This window comes from Terrabacter tumescens (assembly GCF_014646815.1).
Classification (GTDB): domain Bacteria; phylum Actinomycetota; class Actinomycetes; order Actinomycetales; family Dermatophilaceae; genus Terrabacter; species Terrabacter tumescens.
Genome location: NZ_BMNZ01000002.1, coordinates 103,552 through 122,974, shown reverse-complemented (window position 1 = coordinate 122,974; position 19,423 = coordinate 103,552). Strand labels below are relative to the sequence as shown.

Annotated in this window: 26 protein-coding genes; 18 read left to right on the top strand and 8 right to left on the bottom strand. The window is 71.9% G+C overall.

Annotated features, from left to right (window positions below; genetic code table 11):
• Positions 1-94 precede the first annotated feature (94 nt).
• Complete coding sequence (locus IEY30_RS04585) at positions 95-625, top strand: mycothiol transferase (protein WP_081920454.1); 531 nt, start codon at positions 95-97, stop codon at positions 623-625.
• A gap of 92 nt (positions 626-717) precedes the next feature.
• Positions 718-1,557 carry a CPBP family intramembrane glutamic endopeptidase gene (locus IEY30_RS04580; RefSeq protein ID WP_229674842.1) on the top strand — a complete coding sequence of 280 codons (840 nt, stop codon included), beginning with the start codon at positions 718-720 and terminating at the stop codon, positions 1,555-1,557.
• Positions 1,558-1,634: 77 nt separating this feature from the next.
• On the opposite strand, the gene IEY30_RS04575 is transcribed toward IEY30_RS04580, so the two are convergent.
• The 3 genes from IEY30_RS04575 to IEY30_RS04565 all read right to left on the bottom strand — a co-directional run bounded on the left by IEY30_RS04575 (position 1,635) and on the right by IEY30_RS04565 (position 4,105).
• Positions 1,635-2,213, bottom strand: a complete 579-nt coding sequence (locus IEY30_RS04575; protein WP_030197397.1) for an SOUL family heme-binding protein — start codon at positions 2,211-2,213, stop codon at positions 1,635-1,637.
• Positions 2,214-2,277: 64 nt separating this feature from the next.
• A complete protein-coding gene (locus IEY30_RS04570; protein WP_030197395.1) occupies positions 2,278-2,580 on the bottom strand; it encodes a hypothetical protein in 303 nt (100 codons plus the stop codon).
• Between the two features lie 169 nt (positions 2,581-2,749).
• Positions 2,750-4,105, bottom strand: coding sequence for a S53 family peptidase (locus tag IEY30_RS04565; RefSeq protein WP_030197392.1), 1,356 nt, complete (start codon positions 4,103-4,105; stop codon positions 2,750-2,752).
• A gap of 162 nt (positions 4,106-4,267) precedes the next feature.
• Between IEY30_RS04565 and IEY30_RS04560 the strand changes: the two genes are divergently transcribed.
• Entirely contained in the window at positions 4,268-4,792 is a 525-nt protein-coding gene (locus IEY30_RS04560) for a GNAT family N-acetyltransferase (protein WP_030197388.1), read from the top strand.
• On the opposite strand, the gene IEY30_RS04555 is transcribed toward IEY30_RS04560, so the two are convergent.
• Positions 4,750-5,586, bottom strand: coding sequence for a hypothetical protein (locus IEY30_RS04555; protein WP_043416689.1), 837 nt, complete (start codon positions 5,584-5,586; stop codon positions 4,750-4,752). The two genes, IEY30_RS04560 and IEY30_RS04555, sit on opposite strands and share 43 nt — an antisense overlap.
• Positions 5,587-5,799: 213 nt before the next feature.
• On the opposite strand from IEY30_RS04555, the gene IEY30_RS04550 reads away from it, so the two are divergent.
• The gene (locus tag IEY30_RS04550) at positions 5,800-6,141 is read left to right on the top strand and encodes an MmcQ/YjbR family DNA-binding protein (protein WP_229674841.1); all 342 of its coding nucleotides are present in this window, start codon (positions 5,800-5,802) and stop codon (positions 6,139-6,141) included.
• A gap of 2 nt (positions 6,142-6,143) precedes the next feature.
• Here IEY30_RS04550 and IEY30_RS04545 read toward each other — a convergent pair whose 3' ends face one another.
• Entirely contained in the window at positions 6,144-6,551 is a 408-nt protein-coding gene (locus IEY30_RS04545; protein WP_043416688.1) for a VOC family protein, read from the bottom strand.
• Here IEY30_RS04545 and IEY30_RS22105 point away from each other — a divergent pair.
• Positions 6,550-6,684 carry a hypothetical protein gene (locus IEY30_RS22105; protein WP_268240965.1) on the top strand — a complete coding sequence of 45 codons (135 nt, stop codon included), beginning with the start codon at positions 6,550-6,552 and terminating at the stop codon, positions 6,682-6,684. The genes IEY30_RS04545 and IEY30_RS22105 overlap by 2 nt on opposite strands.
• A 171-nt stretch (positions 6,685-6,855) precedes the next feature.
• Here IEY30_RS22105 and IEY30_RS04540 read toward each other — a convergent pair whose 3' ends face one another.
• The gene (locus IEY30_RS04540) at positions 6,856-7,053 is read right to left on the bottom strand and encodes a hypothetical protein (RefSeq protein WP_030197377.1); all 198 of its coding nucleotides are present in this window, start codon (positions 7,051-7,053) and stop codon (positions 6,856-6,858) included.
• Positions 7,054-7,080: 27 nt separating this feature from the next.
• On the opposite strand from IEY30_RS04540, the gene IEY30_RS04535 reads away from it, so the two are divergent.
• From IEY30_RS04535 to IEY30_RS04495, 9 genes are all read left to right on the top strand, one after another.
• A complete protein-coding gene (locus IEY30_RS04535; protein ID WP_030197374.1) occupies positions 7,081-7,428 on the top strand; it encodes a hypothetical protein in 348 nt (115 codons plus the stop codon).
• Positions 7,429-7,527: 99 nt separating this feature from the next.
• Positions 7,528-7,839, top strand: a complete 312-nt coding sequence (locus tag IEY30_RS04530; protein WP_030197371.1) for a hypothetical protein — start codon at positions 7,528-7,530, stop codon at positions 7,837-7,839.
• Positions 7,839-8,783: an FAD:protein FMN transferase gene (locus tag IEY30_RS04525; RefSeq protein ID WP_030197368.1), complete on the top strand. Its 945-nt coding sequence runs from the start codon at positions 7,839-7,841 to the stop codon at positions 8,781-8,783. The genes IEY30_RS04530 and IEY30_RS04525 overlap by 1 nt, the downstream gene beginning before the upstream one ends.
• The gene (locus IEY30_RS04520) at positions 8,783-9,346 is read left to right on the top strand and encodes a ferric reductase-like transmembrane domain-containing protein (RefSeq protein WP_030197365.1); all 564 of its coding nucleotides are present in this window, start codon (positions 8,783-8,785) and stop codon (positions 9,344-9,346) included. Before IEY30_RS04525 ends, IEY30_RS04520 begins: the two co-directional genes overlap by 1 nt.
• A complete protein-coding gene (locus IEY30_RS04515; protein WP_030197362.1) occupies positions 9,343-10,461 on the top strand; it encodes an NADH-ubiquinone oxidoreductase-F iron-sulfur binding region domain-containing protein in 1,119 nt (372 codons plus the stop codon). The genes IEY30_RS04520 and IEY30_RS04515 overlap by 4 nt, the downstream gene beginning before the upstream one ends.
• A complete protein-coding gene (locus IEY30_RS04510) occupies positions 10,445-10,723 on the top strand; it encodes a ferredoxin (RefSeq protein WP_052358491.1) in 279 nt (92 codons plus the stop codon). Before IEY30_RS04515 ends, IEY30_RS04510 begins: the two co-directional genes overlap by 17 nt.
• A gap of 136 nt (positions 10,724-10,859) precedes the next feature.
• Positions 10,860-11,765, top strand: a complete 906-nt coding sequence (locus IEY30_RS04505; protein ID WP_030197355.1) for an ROK family protein — start codon at positions 10,860-10,862, stop codon at positions 11,763-11,765.
• The gene (locus tag IEY30_RS04500; protein ID WP_030197343.1) at positions 11,762-12,718 is read left to right on the top strand and encodes a 1-phosphofructokinase family hexose kinase; all 957 of its coding nucleotides are present in this window, start codon (positions 11,762-11,764) and stop codon (positions 12,716-12,718) included. Before IEY30_RS04505 ends, IEY30_RS04500 begins: the two co-directional genes overlap by 4 nt.
• A complete protein-coding gene (locus IEY30_RS04495) occupies positions 12,715-13,548 on the top strand; it encodes a class II fructose-bisphosphate aldolase (RefSeq protein ID WP_030197339.1) in 834 nt (277 codons plus the stop codon). The genes IEY30_RS04500 and IEY30_RS04495 overlap by 4 nt, the downstream gene beginning before the upstream one ends.
• 184 nt (positions 13,549-13,732) lie before the next feature.
• Here IEY30_RS04495 and IEY30_RS04490 read toward each other — a convergent pair whose 3' ends face one another.
• Complete coding sequence (locus tag IEY30_RS04490; protein ID WP_030197336.1) at positions 13,733-14,632, bottom strand: SIS domain-containing protein; 900 nt, start codon at positions 14,630-14,632, stop codon at positions 13,733-13,735.
• Between the two features lie 126 nt (positions 14,633-14,758).
• On the opposite strand from IEY30_RS04490, the gene IEY30_RS04485 reads away from it, so the two are divergent.
• From IEY30_RS04485 to IEY30_RS04470, 4 genes are all read left to right on the top strand, one after another.
• Positions 14,759-15,559, top strand: coding sequence for a DeoR/GlpR family DNA-binding transcription regulator (locus tag IEY30_RS04485; RefSeq protein WP_030197333.1), 801 nt, complete (start codon positions 14,759-14,761; stop codon positions 15,557-15,559).
• A 156-nt stretch (positions 15,560-15,715) separates the two neighbouring features.
• Entirely contained in the window at positions 15,716-16,978 is a 1,263-nt protein-coding gene (locus IEY30_RS04480) for an extracellular solute-binding protein (RefSeq protein ID WP_030197330.1), read from the top strand.
• Positions 16,979-16,991: 13 nt separating this feature from the next.
• A complete protein-coding gene (locus IEY30_RS04475; protein ID WP_229674840.1) occupies positions 16,992-17,987 on the top strand; it encodes a carbohydrate ABC transporter permease in 996 nt (331 codons plus the stop codon).
• Positions 17,984-18,880, top strand: a complete 897-nt coding sequence (locus IEY30_RS04470) for a carbohydrate ABC transporter permease (RefSeq protein WP_030197324.1) — start codon at positions 17,984-17,986, stop codon at positions 18,878-18,880. Before IEY30_RS04475 ends, IEY30_RS04470 begins: the two co-directional genes overlap by 4 nt.
• A 24-nt stretch (positions 18,881-18,904) precedes the next feature.
• Here IEY30_RS04470 and IEY30_RS04465 read toward each other — a convergent pair whose 3' ends face one another.
• Positions 18,905-19,366, bottom strand: coding sequence for a DUF8821 family protein (locus IEY30_RS04465; protein ID WP_030197317.1), 462 nt, complete (start codon positions 19,364-19,366; stop codon positions 18,905-18,907).
• Between the last annotated feature and the right edge of the window lie 57 nt (positions 19,367-19,423).

The following is a 19,423-nucleotide window of genomic DNA, read 5'->3' as shown; positions in this document are numbered from 1 at the left end:
GGACGCTTGTGCACGAATCGGATTCGAGTGCCGTGTCATCAGCCGGCCGGGTGCTTCGCCGCCGTGGGCCAGGCCCGAGGTGCATGCTGGGCAGATGGACGACGCGATGACGGACACGGCACGGGACCTTCTGCTCGACGGCTTCGGGCGCATCCGGGACGGGGTGCCGGAGGTCGTCGACGGGCTCTCCGTCGACGAGCTGCTGTGGCGACCCGACGCCGACGCGAACCACATCGCCTGGCTCGTCTGGCACCTCGCCCGCCAGCAGGACGACCAGGTGGCGCACCTGGCCGGTGAGCAGTCCGCATGGCTCGGCGACGGCTGGGTGGACCGCTTCGGGCTGCCCTACCCGCCCGACGCGCACGGCTGGAGCATGACCTCGAAGGACGTCGGCCGGTTCACCGTCGCCGATCCCGGCCTCTTCGGCGACTACCACGCGGCCGTCCACGACCGCACGGCCGCGCTCGTGCAGGGCCTCGACACCGAGGGCTACGACCGGGTGATCGACGCGCACTGGGACCCGCCCGTCACCGTTGCGGTCCGCATCGTGTCGGTGCTCGACGACGCGGCCAAGCACCTCGGCCAGGCGGAGTACGTCAGGGGCCTCGTCGAGCGTCGCCGCTGACTCCTGTGACCCGAGTGACCGGCGTGGTGAACGTGGTCACGTTGCGCCCGGAGCACAGTCGTTCCACAGGTTGACCTGTGAAAATGGAGGGGATGAGCCTCCCTGTCCTGCGCCCTGCTGCCGTCGCCGTCGAGCCAACACCCGGCGGCGTCCCCGTGCCGGCCGCCGACCCGCACGACACGCTGCACGACCCGGTGCGGCGACACCGTCTGGCCCTCATCGCCCGCGGTCGACGCGCTCGACTGGCGGCCACGGTGGCAGTCGTCTTCGCGCTCGTCGGGCTCAACGTCGCCAACCACGTGCTCGGCTGGGACACCATGTGGCTCGGCCCGCTCGGGGCCGTCACCCTCCTCGCCTTCGCGCGGTGGCAGGGCCTGACCTGGCACCAGCTCGGTCTCGCCCGGCACACGCACGCACGCGGCATCCGGTGGGGCCTCGGCGTCATCGCGGTCGTCGGGGCCGTCTACCTCGTAGGCATCCTGCTGCCCTCGACGCGCACCGCCTTCCTCGACGTGCGCTACCACCTGCCGCCGGCCGGCGCCCTGCTCACGGCGTTCGTGATGATCCCCATCGGCACGATCCTGCTCGAGGAGGTCGCCTTCCGCTCCGTGCTGTGGGGCTTCCTGTCCCGGCACGCCCGCATGTGGCAGGTCCTCGTCGGGTCCTCGCTCCTCTTCGGACTGTGGCACGTCTTCCCGGCCATGGCCTCCGCCACCGGCAACGCCGCCATCGGCTCGGCGGTCGCGGGCCTCGGCCCCTTCGCCAAGGTCGCCGTCGTCGGCGGCACCGTGCTGTTCACAGCCCTCGGTGGCGTCCTCGCGGGCGAGCTGCGCCGCCGCAGCGGCAGCCTCTTCGCCAGCGTCGGCATGCACTGGGCGACCAACGCGCTCGGCGTCCTCTTCGGCGTGCTGGCCTGGCGTCTCGCCGCCTGACGCTCCTCGTCGGGCTCGCCCGGTTCGGCCGGCTCGCCCGGCTCGCCTTGGGCGTCCTTTCGCTCGGCTCGACCTTGCTAGTCGTCGGTCTCCGGGACCGTCGGGTCGACGACGTCCTGCACGACTTCGTTGCGGCGCAGGAACCACGGCATGAAGGGCGGGTCGAAGCGGGCCCACCGCGGCGCGCCCACCGGGGTCAGTCCCGCCTCCCGGACCGCCGCGTCCAACGCCTTGCGGTGCTCCTCGAAGGAGGACTCCGTCCACCGGCCGCCGTAGCGCCGCGCCGCACCGAGGGTGGCGGGTCGCTCGCGCAGCCGGACCTCCGGACTCGTCGGCACGGGGGCGTCCTCGAGCGTGATCGACGCGGGCAGGACGAATGCCACGGCATACGACCCCTCGGGCGTGCGGGTCTGCTGCACGGGCTCGGTCATCGCCATCGTCGTCGAGTCGCTCTGGATGACGGGCGCGGTCATGGCGACCTTCGTCGCGGAGCGGTTCTGCCCGGTGATGTAGCCGAGGAGGGTGCGGAAGGCCCGGTTGCCCGCGTCCTCGAAGGAGCCGGTCACGACGACCTCGGCCACGAGGTGCGGGGCGTAGCGCCGCAGCTCGAACTGCGGGTGGCGCCGCACCACCTCGTAGCGCTGCTGCTCGGTCACGTCTCCGACGCTACGCCGTCCCTCGGGCCGGCGCGACGGGTCGAGCGACGAGCCAGACGGCACGTCAGACGGCGACGGCCTCGCGGCTGCGGTTCGGGTGGGCCGAGTGGGCCGAGTGGCCGGGGTGGACGATCTCGTCACCGCAGTGCGAGCAGCACCAGCCGGCGGCGTCCTTGAGGTAGTGGTGCCCCGCCGACCGGCAGGAGCGGCCGGCCTCGGCCGCAGCCCGCCCGGCACCGGCGACGGCGGTCGGACGCCCGGCCCGCACGAAGGCCGTGCCGACGAGCGAGCCGATGACGAGCGCGAGGAGCACGAGGGGCCAGGCGGCCAGCAGCGAGGCCGCGTCGTCGAGGGTCACCGAGTTCATGTCGTGAACTCTGCCCGGCGCCGTGCAAGGGACCGGGGCGCAGAGCGGCAAGAACTCCGCAAGACCGGCACAAGCCGCATACCGGTGCTCACTGCTTGTGGACGACGGCGTGGCCACCCAGCGAGGTGCTGGGTGGCCACGTCACGGCATACGCCGTCGGTGATGGGCGTCAGTGGACGAGCTGGCCCACGAGGTTGGAGACGTCCGGTGAGCCGAGGCCCGTCGGGTCGTCGTAGCCGGCCTTGGCGTCGAGGCCCGGTCCGTCCCAGGCGTTGTTGCCCGAGGTGACGTCGTGGAAGGCGAGTGCGTGCGTGGCACCCGCCCCGATCGCGTAGAGCGCCGGGTTGAGCTGGCCGAGGCGGTGGCCCGCCTGCTGGTCGGCGAGGGCGCCGATCGCAGCCCACTGCGGCGAGCCCGAGCTCGTGCCGCCGTAGAAGTAGAAGCCGTTGTCGTCGGGGTTGGCGTTGAAGCCGACGTAGACGAAGACCGAGGTGTAGACCGACGCGTTGTAGGACACGTCCGACGTCGTGCGCATCGGGTTGCCGTTGACGGCTGCCTGGTAGGCGGGCGCCGGGAAGATCGTGCTCGGGGCGCCACCCGTCGCACCGATCGGGCCGAGGGTGCAGCCGAACGGCTCGTGCACGGCGCACGACGCCTGGTCGCCCCACACCGTCTCGCCCTCGTAGGCGCCGGTGTCGCTCGCGAAGAGGTTGGTGCCGCCGACCGCCGTGACGAGCGGGTCGGACGCCGGGTAGCCGGCCGCGAGGGCCGGGCCGCCGTTCGAGGCGCCGTCGTCACCGGACGAAGCGAAGAGCGAGATCCCCTTGGCCGCCGCCGCCGCGAAGTTCGCGTGCGACTGCTGCAGCTGCAGGTTGTTGCCCTTGCCCTTGATCGCGGCCTCGTCGGCGCCGTAGCTCATCGACAGGACGTCGCCGAGGTCGTGGTCGACGGCGTACTTCACGGCCACGTTGAGGGCGTTGCCGTAGTTGTTCGGTGCCACGACGAGGTTGATCGTCGCGTCCGGCGCGATGGCGTGCGCCCACTGGACGTCGAGGCTCGTCTCACCGGCCCAGCCGAGCGGCTGGCCCTTGTGGGCCGTGCTCGTCTGGGGTGCGCCTCCGGGGTAGTACACGTTGAGGTCGGCCTTGGGCAGGCCGAAGGTCTGGCTGAAGACGTCGAGGTCCTGGCGCACCGTCGGGCTGCCGTAGGCGTCGACGATGACGATGCGCTGGCCCTTGCCGGTCCAGCCGGCCGGGATGTCGTACGCCTTGCGGATGAGCGCCGGTGTGTAGCAGGCGAGTCCGATGCGCGCGATGCACTGCGACGGCGCCGGCAGGGCGCCCGGGTGGGTGCCGGTCGAGTACTGCTTCGTCAGCGGGTGGACGGTGTAGACGATGTCGCTCTTGTCGGTCCCGGCGGCGGTCGCCGTGGCCGAGCCGGCGACGAGGCTCGTCCCGAGCGCGAGGGCCGTCGCCGTGAGGCCGATCCCTACCGATGTCCGCCTGCGTCTGGAATGTGTACGCATGGTGCCCCTCTCCCTGTTCGCCCCGAGACGACCCACTCGGGCCGTCTCGGAACGTAGGTACGGTGTCTGCGAACCGCCTGAACGTCGCCTGCCGATCCCATGGGAGGTGACGCCGGGGGCGAGGCGGCGGGAGACGCCGCGACGGTGCGGGAGACTGCGCGCATGGACGGTTTCACGATCCGCCCGGCGCGGCCGGAGGACCACGAGCGGCTCGGTGAGCTGACGGCAGCCGCCTACCTCGACGACGGGCTGCTCGACTTCGGCGCCGACGACCCCTACCTCGAGGTGCTGCGGGACGTCGCGCGTCGGGCCGAGCATGCCGAGGTGCTCGTCGCTGCCGACGCGTCCGGCACGGTGCTCGGCGGGGTCGCCTTCGTGCCCGGCCCGGGGCCGTTCGCCGACGTCGCCCGCGAGGGTGAGGCGGAGTTCCGCACGCTCGCCGTCGCGCCCGACGGCCGCGGTCGTGGCGTCGGCACGGCGCTCGTCCGCGAGTGCATCGACCGCGCGAGAGCTCTCGGGCGCAAGCGCGTCGTGCTCTCGACGCAGCCGATGATGCACGCCGCGCACCGCGTCTACGAGCGGTTCGGCTTCACCCGCGCCCCCGAGCGCGACTGGTCACCCATCGACACCCTCACGCTGCTCGTCTACGAGCTCGAGCTGTCCCCCGACGCGGCTGTCCGCGACTGAGCGTCTGCGGCCGCGCGTCCGATGAGGTCGCGCACGGCGGCGACGATCGTCGGGTCGAGGTCGACGTGCGCCTCGAGCAGGGCGAGCAGGGTGGCCGCCGCGTGCGCGTTGCGCTCGTAGCCCGGCACGAGGTCGGCGAGCGGGAGCAGCTCGGGGCCGAACCGCCGCTCCGCACCCCGGTCGATGATGAAGACGTCCTGCTGCGCGCCGCGACCGAGCCCGAGGTGGCCGAGGATCGTGATCCAGCGGTCGACGGCATACCCCTGGATGAAGCGCGAGGCCGTGAGGCGCTCGCCGCGCAGGTCGCGGTGCAGCCCGACGTAGAGGTTCGTGATCGCCTCGCCGACGTGGTGCTCGATCGGGAGCGGTTGCGGCACAGGCACTTTCGGCACCTCGAGGCCGGAGGGCGCGTCGGCGCGGCTCCAGTGCAGGCGGCCCGGCGGGTAGCCAGCGGTCTCCATCTCGGCGAGCGAGAAGACGGCGTACTCGGCGAAAAGGCCGTCCTCGAGCAGCGCCTTGCGGCCGGCGTCGCTGTTCTCGAACGACCACACGACCGGCTGCGCGGCCTCGAGCCAGTCGATGTCGGCGAGGTAGCGGTCGCGCGCGGCTGCGTCGTCTACGACGACGAAGAAGTCCGCGTCGGAGTGCTCGTCGAGCCGGTGCAGGTCCCGGCCGACGGAGCCGAGGCCGAGCAGCGCGACGGCGTCGCCGCGACGGTCGAGCTCGGCGCCGAGGCGGTCGAGGAAGGCGAGCAGGCGCTGAGGGATGGTGGGCTGGGTGGGTGCTGACGGCATACGTCGTCTCCTTGTCGTGGTGGAGTCGACGTTTCAGCCCGCCCGGCACACGTCCGTCGGGGTCGCGACAGAGGCAGGGTATGCCGTCACGTGGGTGGGCGGAAGGGGTTCGGCGGGTGCCGGGTCGGGTCCGCGGACGTCGGCACTGCCTCGGATCCAGAGGCTTCGGATGGTGTGTCGCAGGCGGGCACGTGGCAGGCTGGAGGGGTGCCCGTGACCATCGAGGACGTGCGGCGCGTGGCCGAGCAGCTGCCCCGCTCCTACGAGGTGCTCGTCCGTGACCGCGTGAAGTTCCGCGTCGGCAGGATCGTGTGGCTCGCCTTCTCCGCGGACGAGACGCAGATGGGCTTCGCCTTCCCCAAGGAGGAGCGCGACGTCCTCGTCGCGAGCGAGCCCGAGGTCTTCCTCATGCCGCGACGGTCCGACCTGCGGTTCAACTGGGTCGAGGTGCGGCTCGACGCGATCGACGAGGACCGGATGCGCGAGATCGTCGTCGACGCCTGGCGGCTCGTCGTGCCCAAGACCGTCGCGCTCGCGCACAGCGCCGACGGCTGAGCTCACGTGGTGATGCGGAAGGCGCGCGAGTGTCGCGGCCCCGTCTCGGCTGCGCCACGCTCGATGCAGAACTCGTTGCCCTCGGGGTCGGCCAACGTGACCCAGCCGGTGCCCTCGGGCGTGCGGTGGTCGCCGACGACGGTCGCGCCCAGGGCGAGCGCGCGCTCGACCCACTCGTCGCGGGTGCCTGCATCGGGGGTGAGGTCGAGGTGCTGGCGGTTCTTGGCCGTCTTGCCCTCGGGCACGGGGATGAAGAGCAGGCCCAGGCTCGTGCTCGGGAACGACGCGGCGACGACGACCTCGGGGTCGTCGTCGTAGTAGACGTTCCAGCCGAGCAGCTCGGCCCAGAAGGTGCCGAGGGCGCGGGCGTCGGTGCAGTCGAAGGTCACGTTGTGGATGTGCAGCGTCATGGTGGCAAGCGTCCTGCCCGCCCTGGTGCGGGGCAAGCGGATTCCGGTCGTGCGCCGCCGCGCGAAGGACGGCCTGTATGCGTCCAGCCGGGTTGCGGGCGATCCGCGCAGTGAGGACGTCACCGCCTTCTGACCTGCGGCGGAATGTGTGCATCGCGTGGGGTCAGGACCCCGAGATCTGCACACGCGGCCGGCGTCACGGCACCGCCGCGGCGGTTAGGTTCGGGCTCGACCATCAGACGAGGACACGGGGGGGTTCGGCGTGGGCAGGGCGCAGGCCATCGCACGACGAGGCGGCATCGCGCTACTGGCGGCGACGCTGGTGCTCGTCGTGGGCACGGTCGTCCGGCCGGCCGTGCTCGTCCTCGGCGACGGCGTGACCAGCGTGGGCGACGCCGCGACCGGCCTCGTCGGGGGTGGCCTCGGCCTCCTGGTCCTCGCGCGGGTGCTCGGCCGCGTCGAGCGGCGGCGAGGCGCCTCCCCGCTCGGAGAGGGCGGACATCGCCGGAGTCCGGGCCGAGGGTTGGGCGTGGGGCTGCTCGTCGTCGGCGCAGGCGCTGTCGCGGCTTTCGCCTGGGCGCTCGACAGCACGTCGGTCGCGGTCGTGCTCGAGCCGGCGAGTGCCGCCGGGTGCCGGGTCGTGGTGCAGGAGCACTCGTTCCTCATGGGCGGCCGGGGCGCCGTCTTCGCCCTGCCCGCGGACGGTCTCGTGGCCCCACGCGTGAGCCGCTACAGCATGGACGACGGCTACCGACCCGTCGATGCGGGGTCGTTCTCCCTCACCTGGACCGGTGAGCGCGGCTACCTCGAGGTGTCCGGCTCGGGCGTCGACCCCGTGTGGCCAAGGGGCCACGAGATCGACTGTCCCGGCGGCTGACCCGCGCTCCGGGCGATGCATGCCGAGGTCATCGGGCCGGCACAGCGGCCCCACAGCGGCGCTCGCGACGGTGGAGTCATCCCCACCGAAGGAGTCCCGATGAGCACCGTCCCCCGCGCCCTGCGCCGAGCCCGACTCTGGACCGCCGGCCTGATGACCGCCTCCACCGTCCTCGTCGGCGCCATCGGCATCCACCTCGCCGACGCGCAGACCACCGCCGCCCAGACCGTCGCGACCCAGACGTCGTCCGGGTCGAGCGACAGCACGTCGAGCTCCTCCAGCTCGTCCGGCTCCTCGGGCTCGGATGACAGCGGCTCCTCGGACGACTCGGCCTCGAGCTCGGGCTTCAGCGCTGTGGCCCCGGTGAGCGGCAGCAACGCCCAGGCACAGACGAGCTCGGGCGGCTCGTGATGGACACCCTGACGCCAGCGCCGGTCGCGACCGGCACGTTCCGGGCCATCGGCACGTCGAACGCCGTCCTCGTCACGCGTCCCGAGGTGCTCCCCGAGGCGGTCGAGATCGCCCAGCGCCACCTGCGCGAGGTGGACCGCGCGGTCAGCCGCTTCCGGCCCGACTCCGAGGTGAGTCTCCTTGCGGCGCGGGCCAGCCGGGCACCCGCGGAGGCGTTCGCGTCACCGGTCTTCACGGCATACCTCCAGGCGGCGCTGCGCGTCGCCCGGCTGACCGGCGGGCTCGTCGACCCCACCGTGGGCTCGGCGCTCGTCGCCGAGGGCTACGACGGCGACCTCGACCTCGTGCGCAGCCGGGCCGGCTTCCACCAGGTGCGCGTCGCCGGCGTGCCGCGCTGGCACACCGTGCACCTCAACGTCTCGGCCCGCCGCGTCTCGGTCGCCCGCGGCACGCTCCTCGACCTCGGCGCCTCCGCGAAGGCGTATGCCGCCGACTGCATCGCCGACCTCCTCGCCGAGTCGCTGCCGGGCGGCTTCGCCGTCAACCTCGGCGGCGACGTCGCCGTGTCCGGCGACCTCCCCGAGCACGGCTGGGCCATCGGTGTCGAGGACGCCGTTGGCGCCGTCCGGCAGGTCGTGACGAGCACCGGCCAGGCGATCGCCACGTCGTCGACGCAGCTGCGGGTCTGGGACACCGACGACGGCCCGCGCCACCACATCGTCGACCCCCGCACCGGCCACACCGCGCCCGCGGTCTGGGCTCAGGTCTCCTGCGCCGCGGCGACGTGCCTCGAGGCCAACGCCGCCTCCACGGCAGCCATCGTGCTCGGCGCTGATGCACCGGAATGGCTTGCCCAGCAGGGCGTTCCGGCCCGGCTCGAGACCCGCGACGGCCGGGTCCTCACGACGCCGGGGTGGCCCGACGAGGCACGCAGGGCCGCCTGATGAACGAGCTGCTCTGGTACGTCTCGCGCGCCACCGGCGTCGTCAGCATCGTGCTGCTCACCGTCGTCGTCGTGCTCGGCCTCGTCACCGCGGGCCGCCGTCGACCGACCGGTGACTCCGCGACGGTCGTCATGGCGCTGCACCGCTGGCTCTCCCTCGGCACGAGCGTCTTCCTCCTCGCGCACATCGCGACGGCAGTCGCCGAGACGTACGTGTCGATCGACCTCGTCTCGGCGGTCCTGCCCTTCACGTCGGGCTACGAGGCGCTCTGGGTGGGCCTCGGGACCCTCGCCTTCGACGTCCTGCTCGCCGTCGTCGTGACCTCGCTGCTCCGGCACCGCCTCGCCGAGCGCACGTGGCGCCGGGTGCACCTGCTCTCGCACGCCCTGTGGCCGATGGCGATCGTCCACGGCCTGGCCCTCGGCACGAGCGGCGAGCTGCTGCTGCGCGGCACGACGATCGCGTGCGCGGTCGTCGGCGTCGGCGCCATCGCCTGGCGCTACACCTCCACCCATCACGACGAACGGCGACGGGTCGCCGTCGCAGCACAGGAGTGGTCATGACCATCGTGTCCCTGCTCGCCGAGGCCGGCCTGACCGGCCGCGGCGGCGCCGGCTTCAGCACCGCGACGAAGGTCGCCGCCGCCCACGCCCACGACGCCGAGCTCGTCGTCAACGCCTGCGACGGCGAGCTCGGTGCGACCAAGGACGCCTGGGTCGTGGCCAACCGCCTCGGCGAGCTCATCGACGGCGCCAGCGAGATCGCCGACGGCGCCAGGGTGACGTATGCCGCCCACCGCGGCTCCGAGACCGCGCACCTGCTGCGCTCGGCCGGGCTGCGCCTGCTCGTGGTGCCGCCGCGCTACGTCTCGTCGGAGGAGTCGGCGATCGTCTCGCTCGCGCAGGGCGGCCTCGCGCGACCGATGACGAAGCGCCAGCCCTTCGTCCGCGGCGGCCGCGACTCCGACGGCCGCCGGATCCGCCCGATGGTCGTGCTCAACGCCGAGACGGTCTGGCGCGCCGCGCAGGTCTCGCGGCACGGCGCGACGTGGTTCCGCTCGTACGGCACGCCCGAGCAGCCGGGGCCGAGGCTCGTCGCCGTCAGCACGCCGTCGGCTCGTGGCGTCGTCGTCGAGACGGCCGCCGGGGCTCGCGTCACCGACCTGCTCGACCTCGCCGGCGGTCTGCCCGGCGACTCGGGCGACTCCGGAGCCGTGCTCGTCGGCGGGCTCGGCGGCAGCTTCGTCCGCGCGGCCGACGTGCCGGGGCTGCGGTGGTCCGACGCCGACCTCGCTCGGGTCGGTGCCCGCACCGGGCCCGGCGTGCTCGAGGCCCTCGACCCGCGGGACTGCCCGCTCGGCTTCGTCGACCGCTGCCTCACCTGGGCCGCGGGCGAGTCCGCCGGCCAGTGCGGACCGTGCATGTTCGGGCTGCCCGCCCTGGCCACCGACTGGCGCGCCCTGGCCGCGGGAGGTGACCACGCGGCATACGACCGCGTGCGTGCACGGGTGGGCCTGCTCCCGGGACGCGGCGCGTGCCGCTTCCCCGACGGCGTGGCCGGCTTCGCAGGGTCGGCCCTGCGCGTCTTCGCCGAGCACCTCGAGCAGCACCGCGCCGGCCGGTGCGACGCCGCCGACCTGCGCACCACCCCGAGGAGGACCGATGTCCACGCCCAGTGACCGAACCGTTGAGGTTCCGAGCGACGTCGACGACCACACCCGACGCCGGCTCGGGCTCGCCCACGAGCCCCGCCTGGCCGTCGATCGGATCGCCTGCACCGGGCACGGCGTGTGCGCGCAGCTGCTGGCCGGAGTGACGCTCGACGAGTGGGGCTACCCCGTCGTCGGCGACGACCGAGCCACCGCCGGCGGGGAGGACGGGCGCGAGCTCGTCGACCTGGCCGTGCGGCTGTGCCCCGCCCGGGCGCTCTACTTGCGCTGACGGCGCGGCGGCCTCGCTCCGCGAGCGGTGTGCGGCGACCGGTGGCAGGCTGGGCCCCAGCAGGTACGAGTGCCTGTCCGAATGTGATTGATCGGGTGTTCAACCGTGCACGATTGCTCATAGACTGCGCACCGTGATGCGCGAAGCAGTGGTCGGGATCGACGTCGGGGGCACCCGGATCAAGTCGGCCCTCGTGACCCCCGACGGCCAGGTGCTCGCCGAGACGGCGCGCCCCACCCCCGACCGCGTCGGTGACCACCTCGGCGAGGTGGCCGCCAAGGAGGTCGTCGAGCTGACGGCGCGGGCCGGCGACGCCATCGACCTGCTCGCCGTCGGCGTCGCGGTCCCCGGGCTCGTCGACGAGGTGCGCGGGGTCGGCGTCTGGTCGGCCAACCTCGGCTGGCGCGACCTCGACCTGCGTGGCACGGTCGCCGCCCACGTCGACGTCCCGGTCGCCGTCGGTCACGACGTGCGCTCCGGCCTGCTCGCCGAGCACCGTCTCGGCGCCGCGCGTGACGCCGACAACGTGCTCTTCGTGCCGCTCGGCACCGGCCTCGCGAGCGCGATCCTCTGCCGTGGCCAGCTCGTCACCGGCTCGTTGTGGACCGGCGAGATCGGCCACATCGTCGTCGTGCCCGACGGTCCGCTGTGCGGCTGTGGTCAGCGCGGCTGCCTCGAGGCGCTCTCGAGCGCCGGGGCGATCGGCCGCCGCTGGTCCGAGGCGACGGGGCTCGTCGGCGACGCCGAGGAGGTGGCCCGCCGTGCCGAGGCCGGTGAGGAGGTGGCCCGCCGCATCTGGCAGGAGGCCATCGACGCGCTCGCCATCATGGTGGCGCCCGTCGTGGCGGCCGCCGGCACCGAGCTCGTCCTCATCGGCGGCGGGCTCGTGCACGCCGGCGACACGCTCCTCGAGCCGCTGCGCACCGCCCTGAGGGGACGCCTCGGCGGACGCGACGACGTCACCGTCGAGGCCGCCGCCCTGGGCTCGCGCGCCGGCTCGCTGGGCGCCGCGACGATCGCGCTGGACCTCGTCGGTCGATGATCGTCACCGTCACCCCGAACCCCGCGCTCGACATCACGTATGCCGTGCCCGTCGTCGCGCTCGGCGAGTCCCACCGCGTCGCCTCGGTCAGCGAACGCGCCGGCGGCAAGGGCCTCAACGTCGCCTCGGTCCTCGCGACGATGGGGCACGGCGCGGTCGCCGTGGCCCCCGTCGGCGAGACCGACATCGACCTCTTCCGCTCGGACCTCGGCGCACGTCGCGTGCTGCACCGCCTCGTGCCCTCCCCGTGCCCGACCCGGCGCTCCGTCGCCGTCGTCGAGGCGAGCGGTCGCGCGACGCTCTTCAACGAGCCCGGCATCGGTCAGTCGCAGCGGGTCTGGGACCGCGTCGTCGACGAGGTGGCGACGCTCGCGCCGACGGCCTCGGTGCTGACCGTCTCGGGCAGCTTCCCGCCCGGGGCCGACGCCGACCTCGTGCGGACGCTGACCCGGCTCGCGCACGAGGCCGGGCTGCGGGTCGTGCTCGACGTCAGCGGCGTGCACCTGTCGCGCGTGCTCGCGCTCGGTCCCGACCTCGTCAAGCCCAACCGGGTCGAGGCGGCACAGACGCTGACCGGGCTCGGCCGCGGTGAGGTGCCGTCGGTGCCCGGAGCGGCCCGAGCGCTCGTCGCGGCGGGCGCCCGGTCGGCCATCGTCAGCGACGGCACCAACGGCCTCGTCCTCGTGCACGGCGACGTCGCGCTCCGCGCCCACCTGCCACGCCCGCTCTCCGGCAACCCGACCGGCGCGGGCGACGCCCTGACGGCGGCGCTCGCGGCCGACCTCGACGGCATCGCCGACCTGCCGCAGGGTGCGGAGGCGTGGGCTGCCGTGCTGCGTCGAGGTGTCGCCTGGGCGGCCGCCGCCGTGCTGCAGCCCGTCGCCGGGACCGTCGACGAGGCCGACGTCGAGCGGCTGCTCCCCGCCGTCGAAATCGAGGAGCTCCGCTCGTGACCCGCTCCGCCCTGACGCCCGTCCTCGCCGAGGCGCTCGCCGCCGGTCGTGCCGTCGCCGCCTTCAACGTCATCCAGCTCGAGCACGCCGAGGCGTATGCCGCTGCGGCCGAGCGCGTGAGTCTGCCTGTCGTCATGCAGATCTCGGAGAACTGCGTGCGCTACCACGGGTCGCTCGCGCCGATCGCGGCCGCGACACTCGCCATCGCCGACGCGTGCAGCCAGCCGGTCGTCGTGCACCTCGACCACGCCGAGGACGTCGGTCTCGTCGAGGAGGCCGTCCGGCTCGGGCTGACGTCGGTGATGTTCGACGGCTCGACGCTCCCTGACGACGAGAACCGTTCGGAGACAAGGCGGGTCGTCGAGCTGTGCCGTGCAGCAGGTGTGTCGGTCGAGGCCGAGCTCGGTGAGGTCGGCGGCAAGGACGGCGTGCACGCGCCCGGGGTGCGCACCGACCCTGCTGACGCGGCACGCTTCGTCGCCGACACCGGCGTCGACGCGCTCGCCGTCGCCGTCGGCAGCAGCCACGCGATGACCGACCGCACGGCCGAGCTCGACACGGATCTCATTGCGGCGCTGAGGGACTCGGTGCCCGTGCCGCTCGTGCTTCATGGCTCGTCCGGGGTGCCGGACGCCGGGCTCGTGGCCGCGGTGCGCGCCGGCATGACGAAGGTCAACATCGCCACGCACCTCAACCAGGTGTTCACCCGCGCGATGACGGCCCGGCTCGAGGCGTCACCGACCGTCGACACGAGGAAGTACCTCGGCGCCGCCCGCGACGCCGTCACCGACGAGGCCGCCCGCCTGATGCACCTCCTAGCCCACCCCTGAACCCCAACCGTCGAGAGGCCAATGTTTGCGGGTCTTTCCACGTCGAGTGGCCAATGTTCGTGGGTGCCCGCACATCGAGAGGCCAGCGTTCGTCAGACTGATTCACGAACTCTGGCCTCTCGACCGCTCGACACCCGCGAAGTTTGGCCTTTCGACGGTTCAGGGTCGGGCGGTTGAGGGTGGGTCAGGTGAGGACGATGCTCCTCGTCAGGTTGCGGGGGGCGTCGGGGTCGAGGCCCGCGGCGTCGGCCTTGCCGAGGCACAGCCGGTGCAGCCGGACGAGGTCGGCGAGCGGGTCGAGGTCCCGGTGCTCGAACCGCGCGCCCGTCGCCTCCACCTGCTCGCGCAACCCCTCCGGCACCTCGCCGAACGCCCACACGGCGCGCCCGGGCGCGGCGATGCTGATCGGGCCATGGCGGTACTCCATCGCCGGGTAGGACTCGGACCAGAACTGCGCCGACTCGCGCAGCTTGAGCGCGGCCTCGTTGGCGATGCCGTTGCTCCACCCGCGCCCGAGGAAGGTGACCTGCTCGGTGTCGAGCAGGGGGCCGTATGCCGTGTCGGCGTCCTCCGCGAGCACCGCGCGCGCCTGCTCGGCGACGGGGGCGAGGTCCTCACCGAGCGAGGCGCGAAGCAGCGCAAGGGTGGTCGTGGCGAACCGGGTCTGCACGACGCTCTGCTCGTCGACGTCGTCGAGCAGCACCAGGGCCTCGGACCGCTCAGCGACCGGCGTGCCGGGCGTCGCGACGAACGACACGTGCGGTGTGCCGGCAGCACGCAGCTCCTCGACGACCGCCATGACCTCGGTCGTGGTGCCCGACCGCGAGATCAGCACCACGCGGTCGTAGCCACGGGCCAGACGGTGCTCGGAGGCGGCGTACGCGTCGGTGGCGCCCTGCCCCAGCGACTCGCGGCGGGCGGCATACGCCTGGCCCATGAACCACGACGTGCCGCACCCGATCGTCGCGACCCGCTCGCCGGGGCGCGGGAGGTGGGGCGAGAGCTCGTCGAGGCGACCGGCGACGCGCTCCCAGTCGTCCGGCTGGGTGGCGATCTCCTGGGCGAGGTGGGTGGACTGCGACATGGGCTCTCCCGCGAGTGGTGGCGGGCGGAGGTCGCCCGACGATGGTGCTTGTGTGTGCGCGAAACCAACCCTAAACGCGCAGAGATGCACATGTCCATTGCTCGAAGTGCGCGGTATCGTCAGCGCGTGACCGAAGAGATCGATCCCGCCCGCAACCGCGCCAGCCGCTGGTCGGTCATGCTCGACCGGCTCGCGACGACGGGCCGGCTCGGGGTCGGCGAGGCTGCCGAGCTGCTCGGCGTCAGCGAGGCCACGATCCGGCGCGACTTCTCCGAGCTCGCCAAGCGCCAGCTCGTCGCACGCAACCACGGCGGCGTCGTCGCCACGAGCGTCGCCTACGAGCTGCCCTACCGCTACCGCAGCAGCATGGCCGACGACGACCGCACCCGCGTCGCCGAGGCGGCTGCCGCGCTCGTGCAGCCCGGCCAGGTCATCGGTCTCAACGGCGGCACGACGACCACGGCGACCGCGCGCGCCATCACGGCCCGCGAGGACCTCGCCGCCGACGGCGAGATCACCATCGTCACCAACGCCCTCAACATCGCGACCGAGGCGGTGCTGCGCTCGCACGTGCAGTGCGTCTCGCTCGGCGGCGTCGCCCGGCCGGAGTCCTACGAGGTCACCGGCCCCCTCGCGACCCTCGTGCTCCAGCAGCTCTGGCTCGACGTCGCGATCGTCGGCGTCAACGCCCTCTCGGCCCGCGAGGGCGCGACGTGCCGGCACGAGGAGGAGGCCGCCATCATCCGCACGATGATCGAGCGCTCCAAGCAGGTCATCTGCGTGGCCACCGGTGAGAAGCTCGGCCTGCGCACCTTCGCCTCGATCTGTCCCGCCGAGCGCATCGACCATCTCGTCACTAGCGTGGGCGCAGACCGCGAAGAGGTGGACGCGCTGCGCGAGGCGGGCGTCGAGGTCCACGAGGTCTGAGCGCGCACGCCTTTGCGTGATTGTGATCGGATCGACGAAGTTTCGGTCATCATTGCTCTTGCGGAGGCCCAGACGCCGCTCTAGGTTGGGCGTCACGTGGCCGGGTCGGCGTGTGCACGCGCCGCCAGCACCCCGGCACCGAACCAAGGGAGAGACATGACGTCGACGAAGAAGTCTGCGGTCGTCGCGGGCCTGGCCATCGCGGGCCTCGCCCTCGGCGCGTGCGGTGGGGGCACCGGGGCCGGCACGACCGCGGGCGCGAGCGGGGGCAGCGGCCAGGAGGTCAAGACGATCAAGCTCGTCGCGGCCGAGTACTCCAAGGACCACACCAAGGCGTTCTGGGACGCGTTCGCCAAGACGTACAAGGACAAGACGGGCTACACCCTCGAGGTGCAGGTCGTCAGCTGGGACAACATCGACCAGCAGTCCTCGACGATGATCCAGAACAACCAGGCGCCCGACATCCTCAACCTCAACGCGTACGCCAGCTACGCCAAGGACGGGCTGCTCTACGACTCCGACGCGGTGCTGCCCGCGGCCGTCAAGAGCGACATCCTCGACACGTTCGTCAAGTACGGCACCTACCAGGGCAAGTTCTACGGCTTCCCGGACCTGTCCTCGGCGCGCGCCTTCTTCTACAACAAGACGCTCTTCAAGCAGGCCGGCATCAACGAGCCGCCGAAGACGTGGACCGAGCTCGAGGCCGACGCGAAGAAGATCACCGCGCTCGGCAACGGCAACGTCGGCTACGCCCTCCCCCTCGGTCCCGAGGAGTCGCAGGGTGAGTTCTCCATGTGGCTGTTCAACAACGGCGGCACGTGGAAGGACGGCGACAAGTGGACGATCAACTCCGACAAGAACGTCGAGACGCTGACCTTCCTCAAGAAGCTCGCTGACGAGAAGCTGACGCAGAACAACCCGGCCCGCACCAACCGCGCCGACGCGTTCGACCTGTTCAAGTCGGGCAAGGCCGGCATGGTCATCGGCTTCAGCCCGCTGGCCGGCGCGCTCGACCAGGACAAGAAGGTCGACTACGGCGTCGCGCCGTTCCCGACCAACGACGGCTCCGAGAGCAAGACGTTCGGCGTCACCGACTACCTCATGGCCTTCAAGAAGCCGGGCAACGAGAAGGCGGTCAAGGCCTTCTACGACCTCTACTACCAGCCCGACCAGGTCAACACCTTCATCAAGGCCGAGGGCTTCCTGCCGGTCACGAAGACGGGTGTCCAGCAGTTCCAGAGCGACCCGAAGCTCAAGGTCTACCTCGACACGCTGCCCAACGCGCAGCTGACGCCGACCGACGACCCGACGTGGGACAAGGTCAAGCTCGCCGTCCAGCAGAACCTCGGCGGCGGCATCAACGGCTCCCCCAAGGCCACCCTCGACAAGCTGCAGCAGACTGCCGAAAACGGCGGCTGAGGCATACGCCCCGATGACCGAGAGCTCCACGGTGACCCCCGACCCCGCCACCTCGGCGGGGTCGGGGCACCCCCGTTCCCGTATGCCGTCACGCGCGGGCCGTCGCCGAGGTGCGGGCCGCATCGGCCAGGTCCACCCCGTCGTGGCGCTGCTCTGGCTCGCGCCGGCACTCGCGCTCATCCTCGGGGTCGTGCTCTACCCGGCGATCAAGCTCTTCGACGCCTCGCGCGGGGAGTACTCGATCACCGGGCTGCGCAAGGGTGACGCCGGCTGGGGCAACTACGTCAAGGTGCTCGAGCACCCGGACCTCGGCACGGTCCTGCGCAACACCGTCATCTGGGTCGTCGCGGTTGTGGCGATCACGATCGTGCTCAGCCTGGCGCTGGCGCAGTTCCTCAGCAAGAGCTTCCCTGGCCGGCGCTTCGTGCGGTGGGCGGTCATCATCCCGTGGGCCGCGTCGCTCGTCATCACGAGCCAGCTCTTCGTCCTGCTCTACGACTACAACTACGGGATCATCAACCACGTCCTGCAGGGGCTCGGGCTCATCGACCAGCCCATCGACTTCCTCGGCAACGACAGCTGGACGATGTTCTCGATGGTGGTCGTCGGTGTCTTCGTGTCGCTGCCGTTCACGATCTTCGTGTTCATCGCCGGACTCGGCGCGATCCCCGACGACGTCATGGAGGCGGCGACCGTGGACGGCGCGAGCCCGTGGCAGCGCTACTGGAACATCACGCTGCCGCTCATGCGCCCGGCGCTGATGATCGCGACGGTGCTCAACGTCATCTACGTCTTCAACAGCTTCCCGATCATCTACACCCTCAACGACCGCAACCCGGGCTACGCCCACGACACGACGATCACATTCATGTACAAGCTGGCCTTCAAGAGCCAGGAGCACGACGTCGGCATGTCGGCCGCGGCGGGCATCTTCAACGTCGTGCTGATCCTCGTCGTCGTGGGGATCTACCTCAAGATCATCAACTGGCGCGAGGAGACGAGCCGATGAGCACGACCACGGCCGCCGCGCCCGTGAGGCCCGACGGCCCTGAGCCGCAGGGCAACCGGCACACCACCGACCCGCGGCGGCGCAAGCGCACGCTCATGGCGATCGGCGGCGTGCTCGTCGCGTTCGCCTTCGTCGCCCCCTATGTCGTCATGGTGCTCGACTCGCTGCGCACGAGCAGCGACGTCAAGAGCACGCCGCCGTCCTTCCTGCCGAAGGTGTGGCAGTGGGACACCTACGCCCAGATCCTCGGCGACGAGCGCTTCCTCAACTGGCTCAAGACCTCGCTCATCGTCGCGGCCGGCTCGACGGTCATCGTCATCCTCGTCGCGATCCCGGCCGCCTTCATGACGGCCCGGCATCGCTTCCCGGGGCGCGGCGCCTTCCTGCTGCTCGTCCTCGTGACGCAGATGTTCGCGCCGACCTCGCTCGTCGTGGGCCTCTACCGGCAGTTCTTCGAGCTCAACATGATCAACACCTACGGGGCGCTGATCCTCACCAACGCGGCGTTCAACCTCGCCTTCGCGATCTGGATCCTGCACGGCTTCTTCTCATCGATCCCGCTCGAGGTCGAGGAGGCCGCGGCGCTCGACGGCGCGAGCCGCTTCGGGATCCTGCGCCGGGTCATGCTGCCGCTGACGCTGCCGGGGCTCGTCACGGCGACGATCTTCACGTTCATCGCGGCGTGGAACGAGTACGTCGTGGCGCTGACGCTGATGATCGACGACGACAAGAAGCCGCTCACCGTGGGCATGCGCGCCTACATCACCGGCTACGAGCAGCACTGGGACCAGCTCTTCGCGGCGTCGGTCATCGCGGTCGTGCCGGTCGTCATCCTCTTCGCCGTCATCGAGAAGCACCTCGTCGGCGGCCTGACGGCGGGCTCGGTCAAGTAGGTCGGTCGAGCCGGGCGGCCGACCTCAGTAGTCGCCCTTGATGACGAAGTAGGAGCCGCGGATCGTCCCGGCGAGCTTGGACCTCTGCCGCGCGAACTTGAAGGCCGCGAGCTCGTCGGGGACGTCCATCCCGTCGCAGAGCTTGAAGCCGACGGCGCGCTTGCCGCCGTCGGCGATCGTCCAGAGCACGTTGATCGACAGCCCGGACGCGTAGAAGACGTAGGACCAGCGCACGCCGTCGACCTCGAACTGCGTCGCCTCGAGCGCGGGCGAGCCGATGACGATGTCGCGCTCCTCCTTGAGGATGCGGGCGACGTGGTCGACGACGTCGTCCGCCTCGTGCGCCGGCTGCGTGCTGAAGGTGTGGTCGTACTTGTTCTTGAAGTAGCGGGCCTCGTTGGCGCGCAGACCCGCCAGCGCCTCGGCGTGCGGTGACGACTCGAGCCCGACCGTCGAGACCTCGGCGAAGTCCACGTCGTATGCCATGACCAACCTCCTGCTCCGCGTCTGACCTTCCCTCTCCAGCAAGGCTAGCCGCGGGTG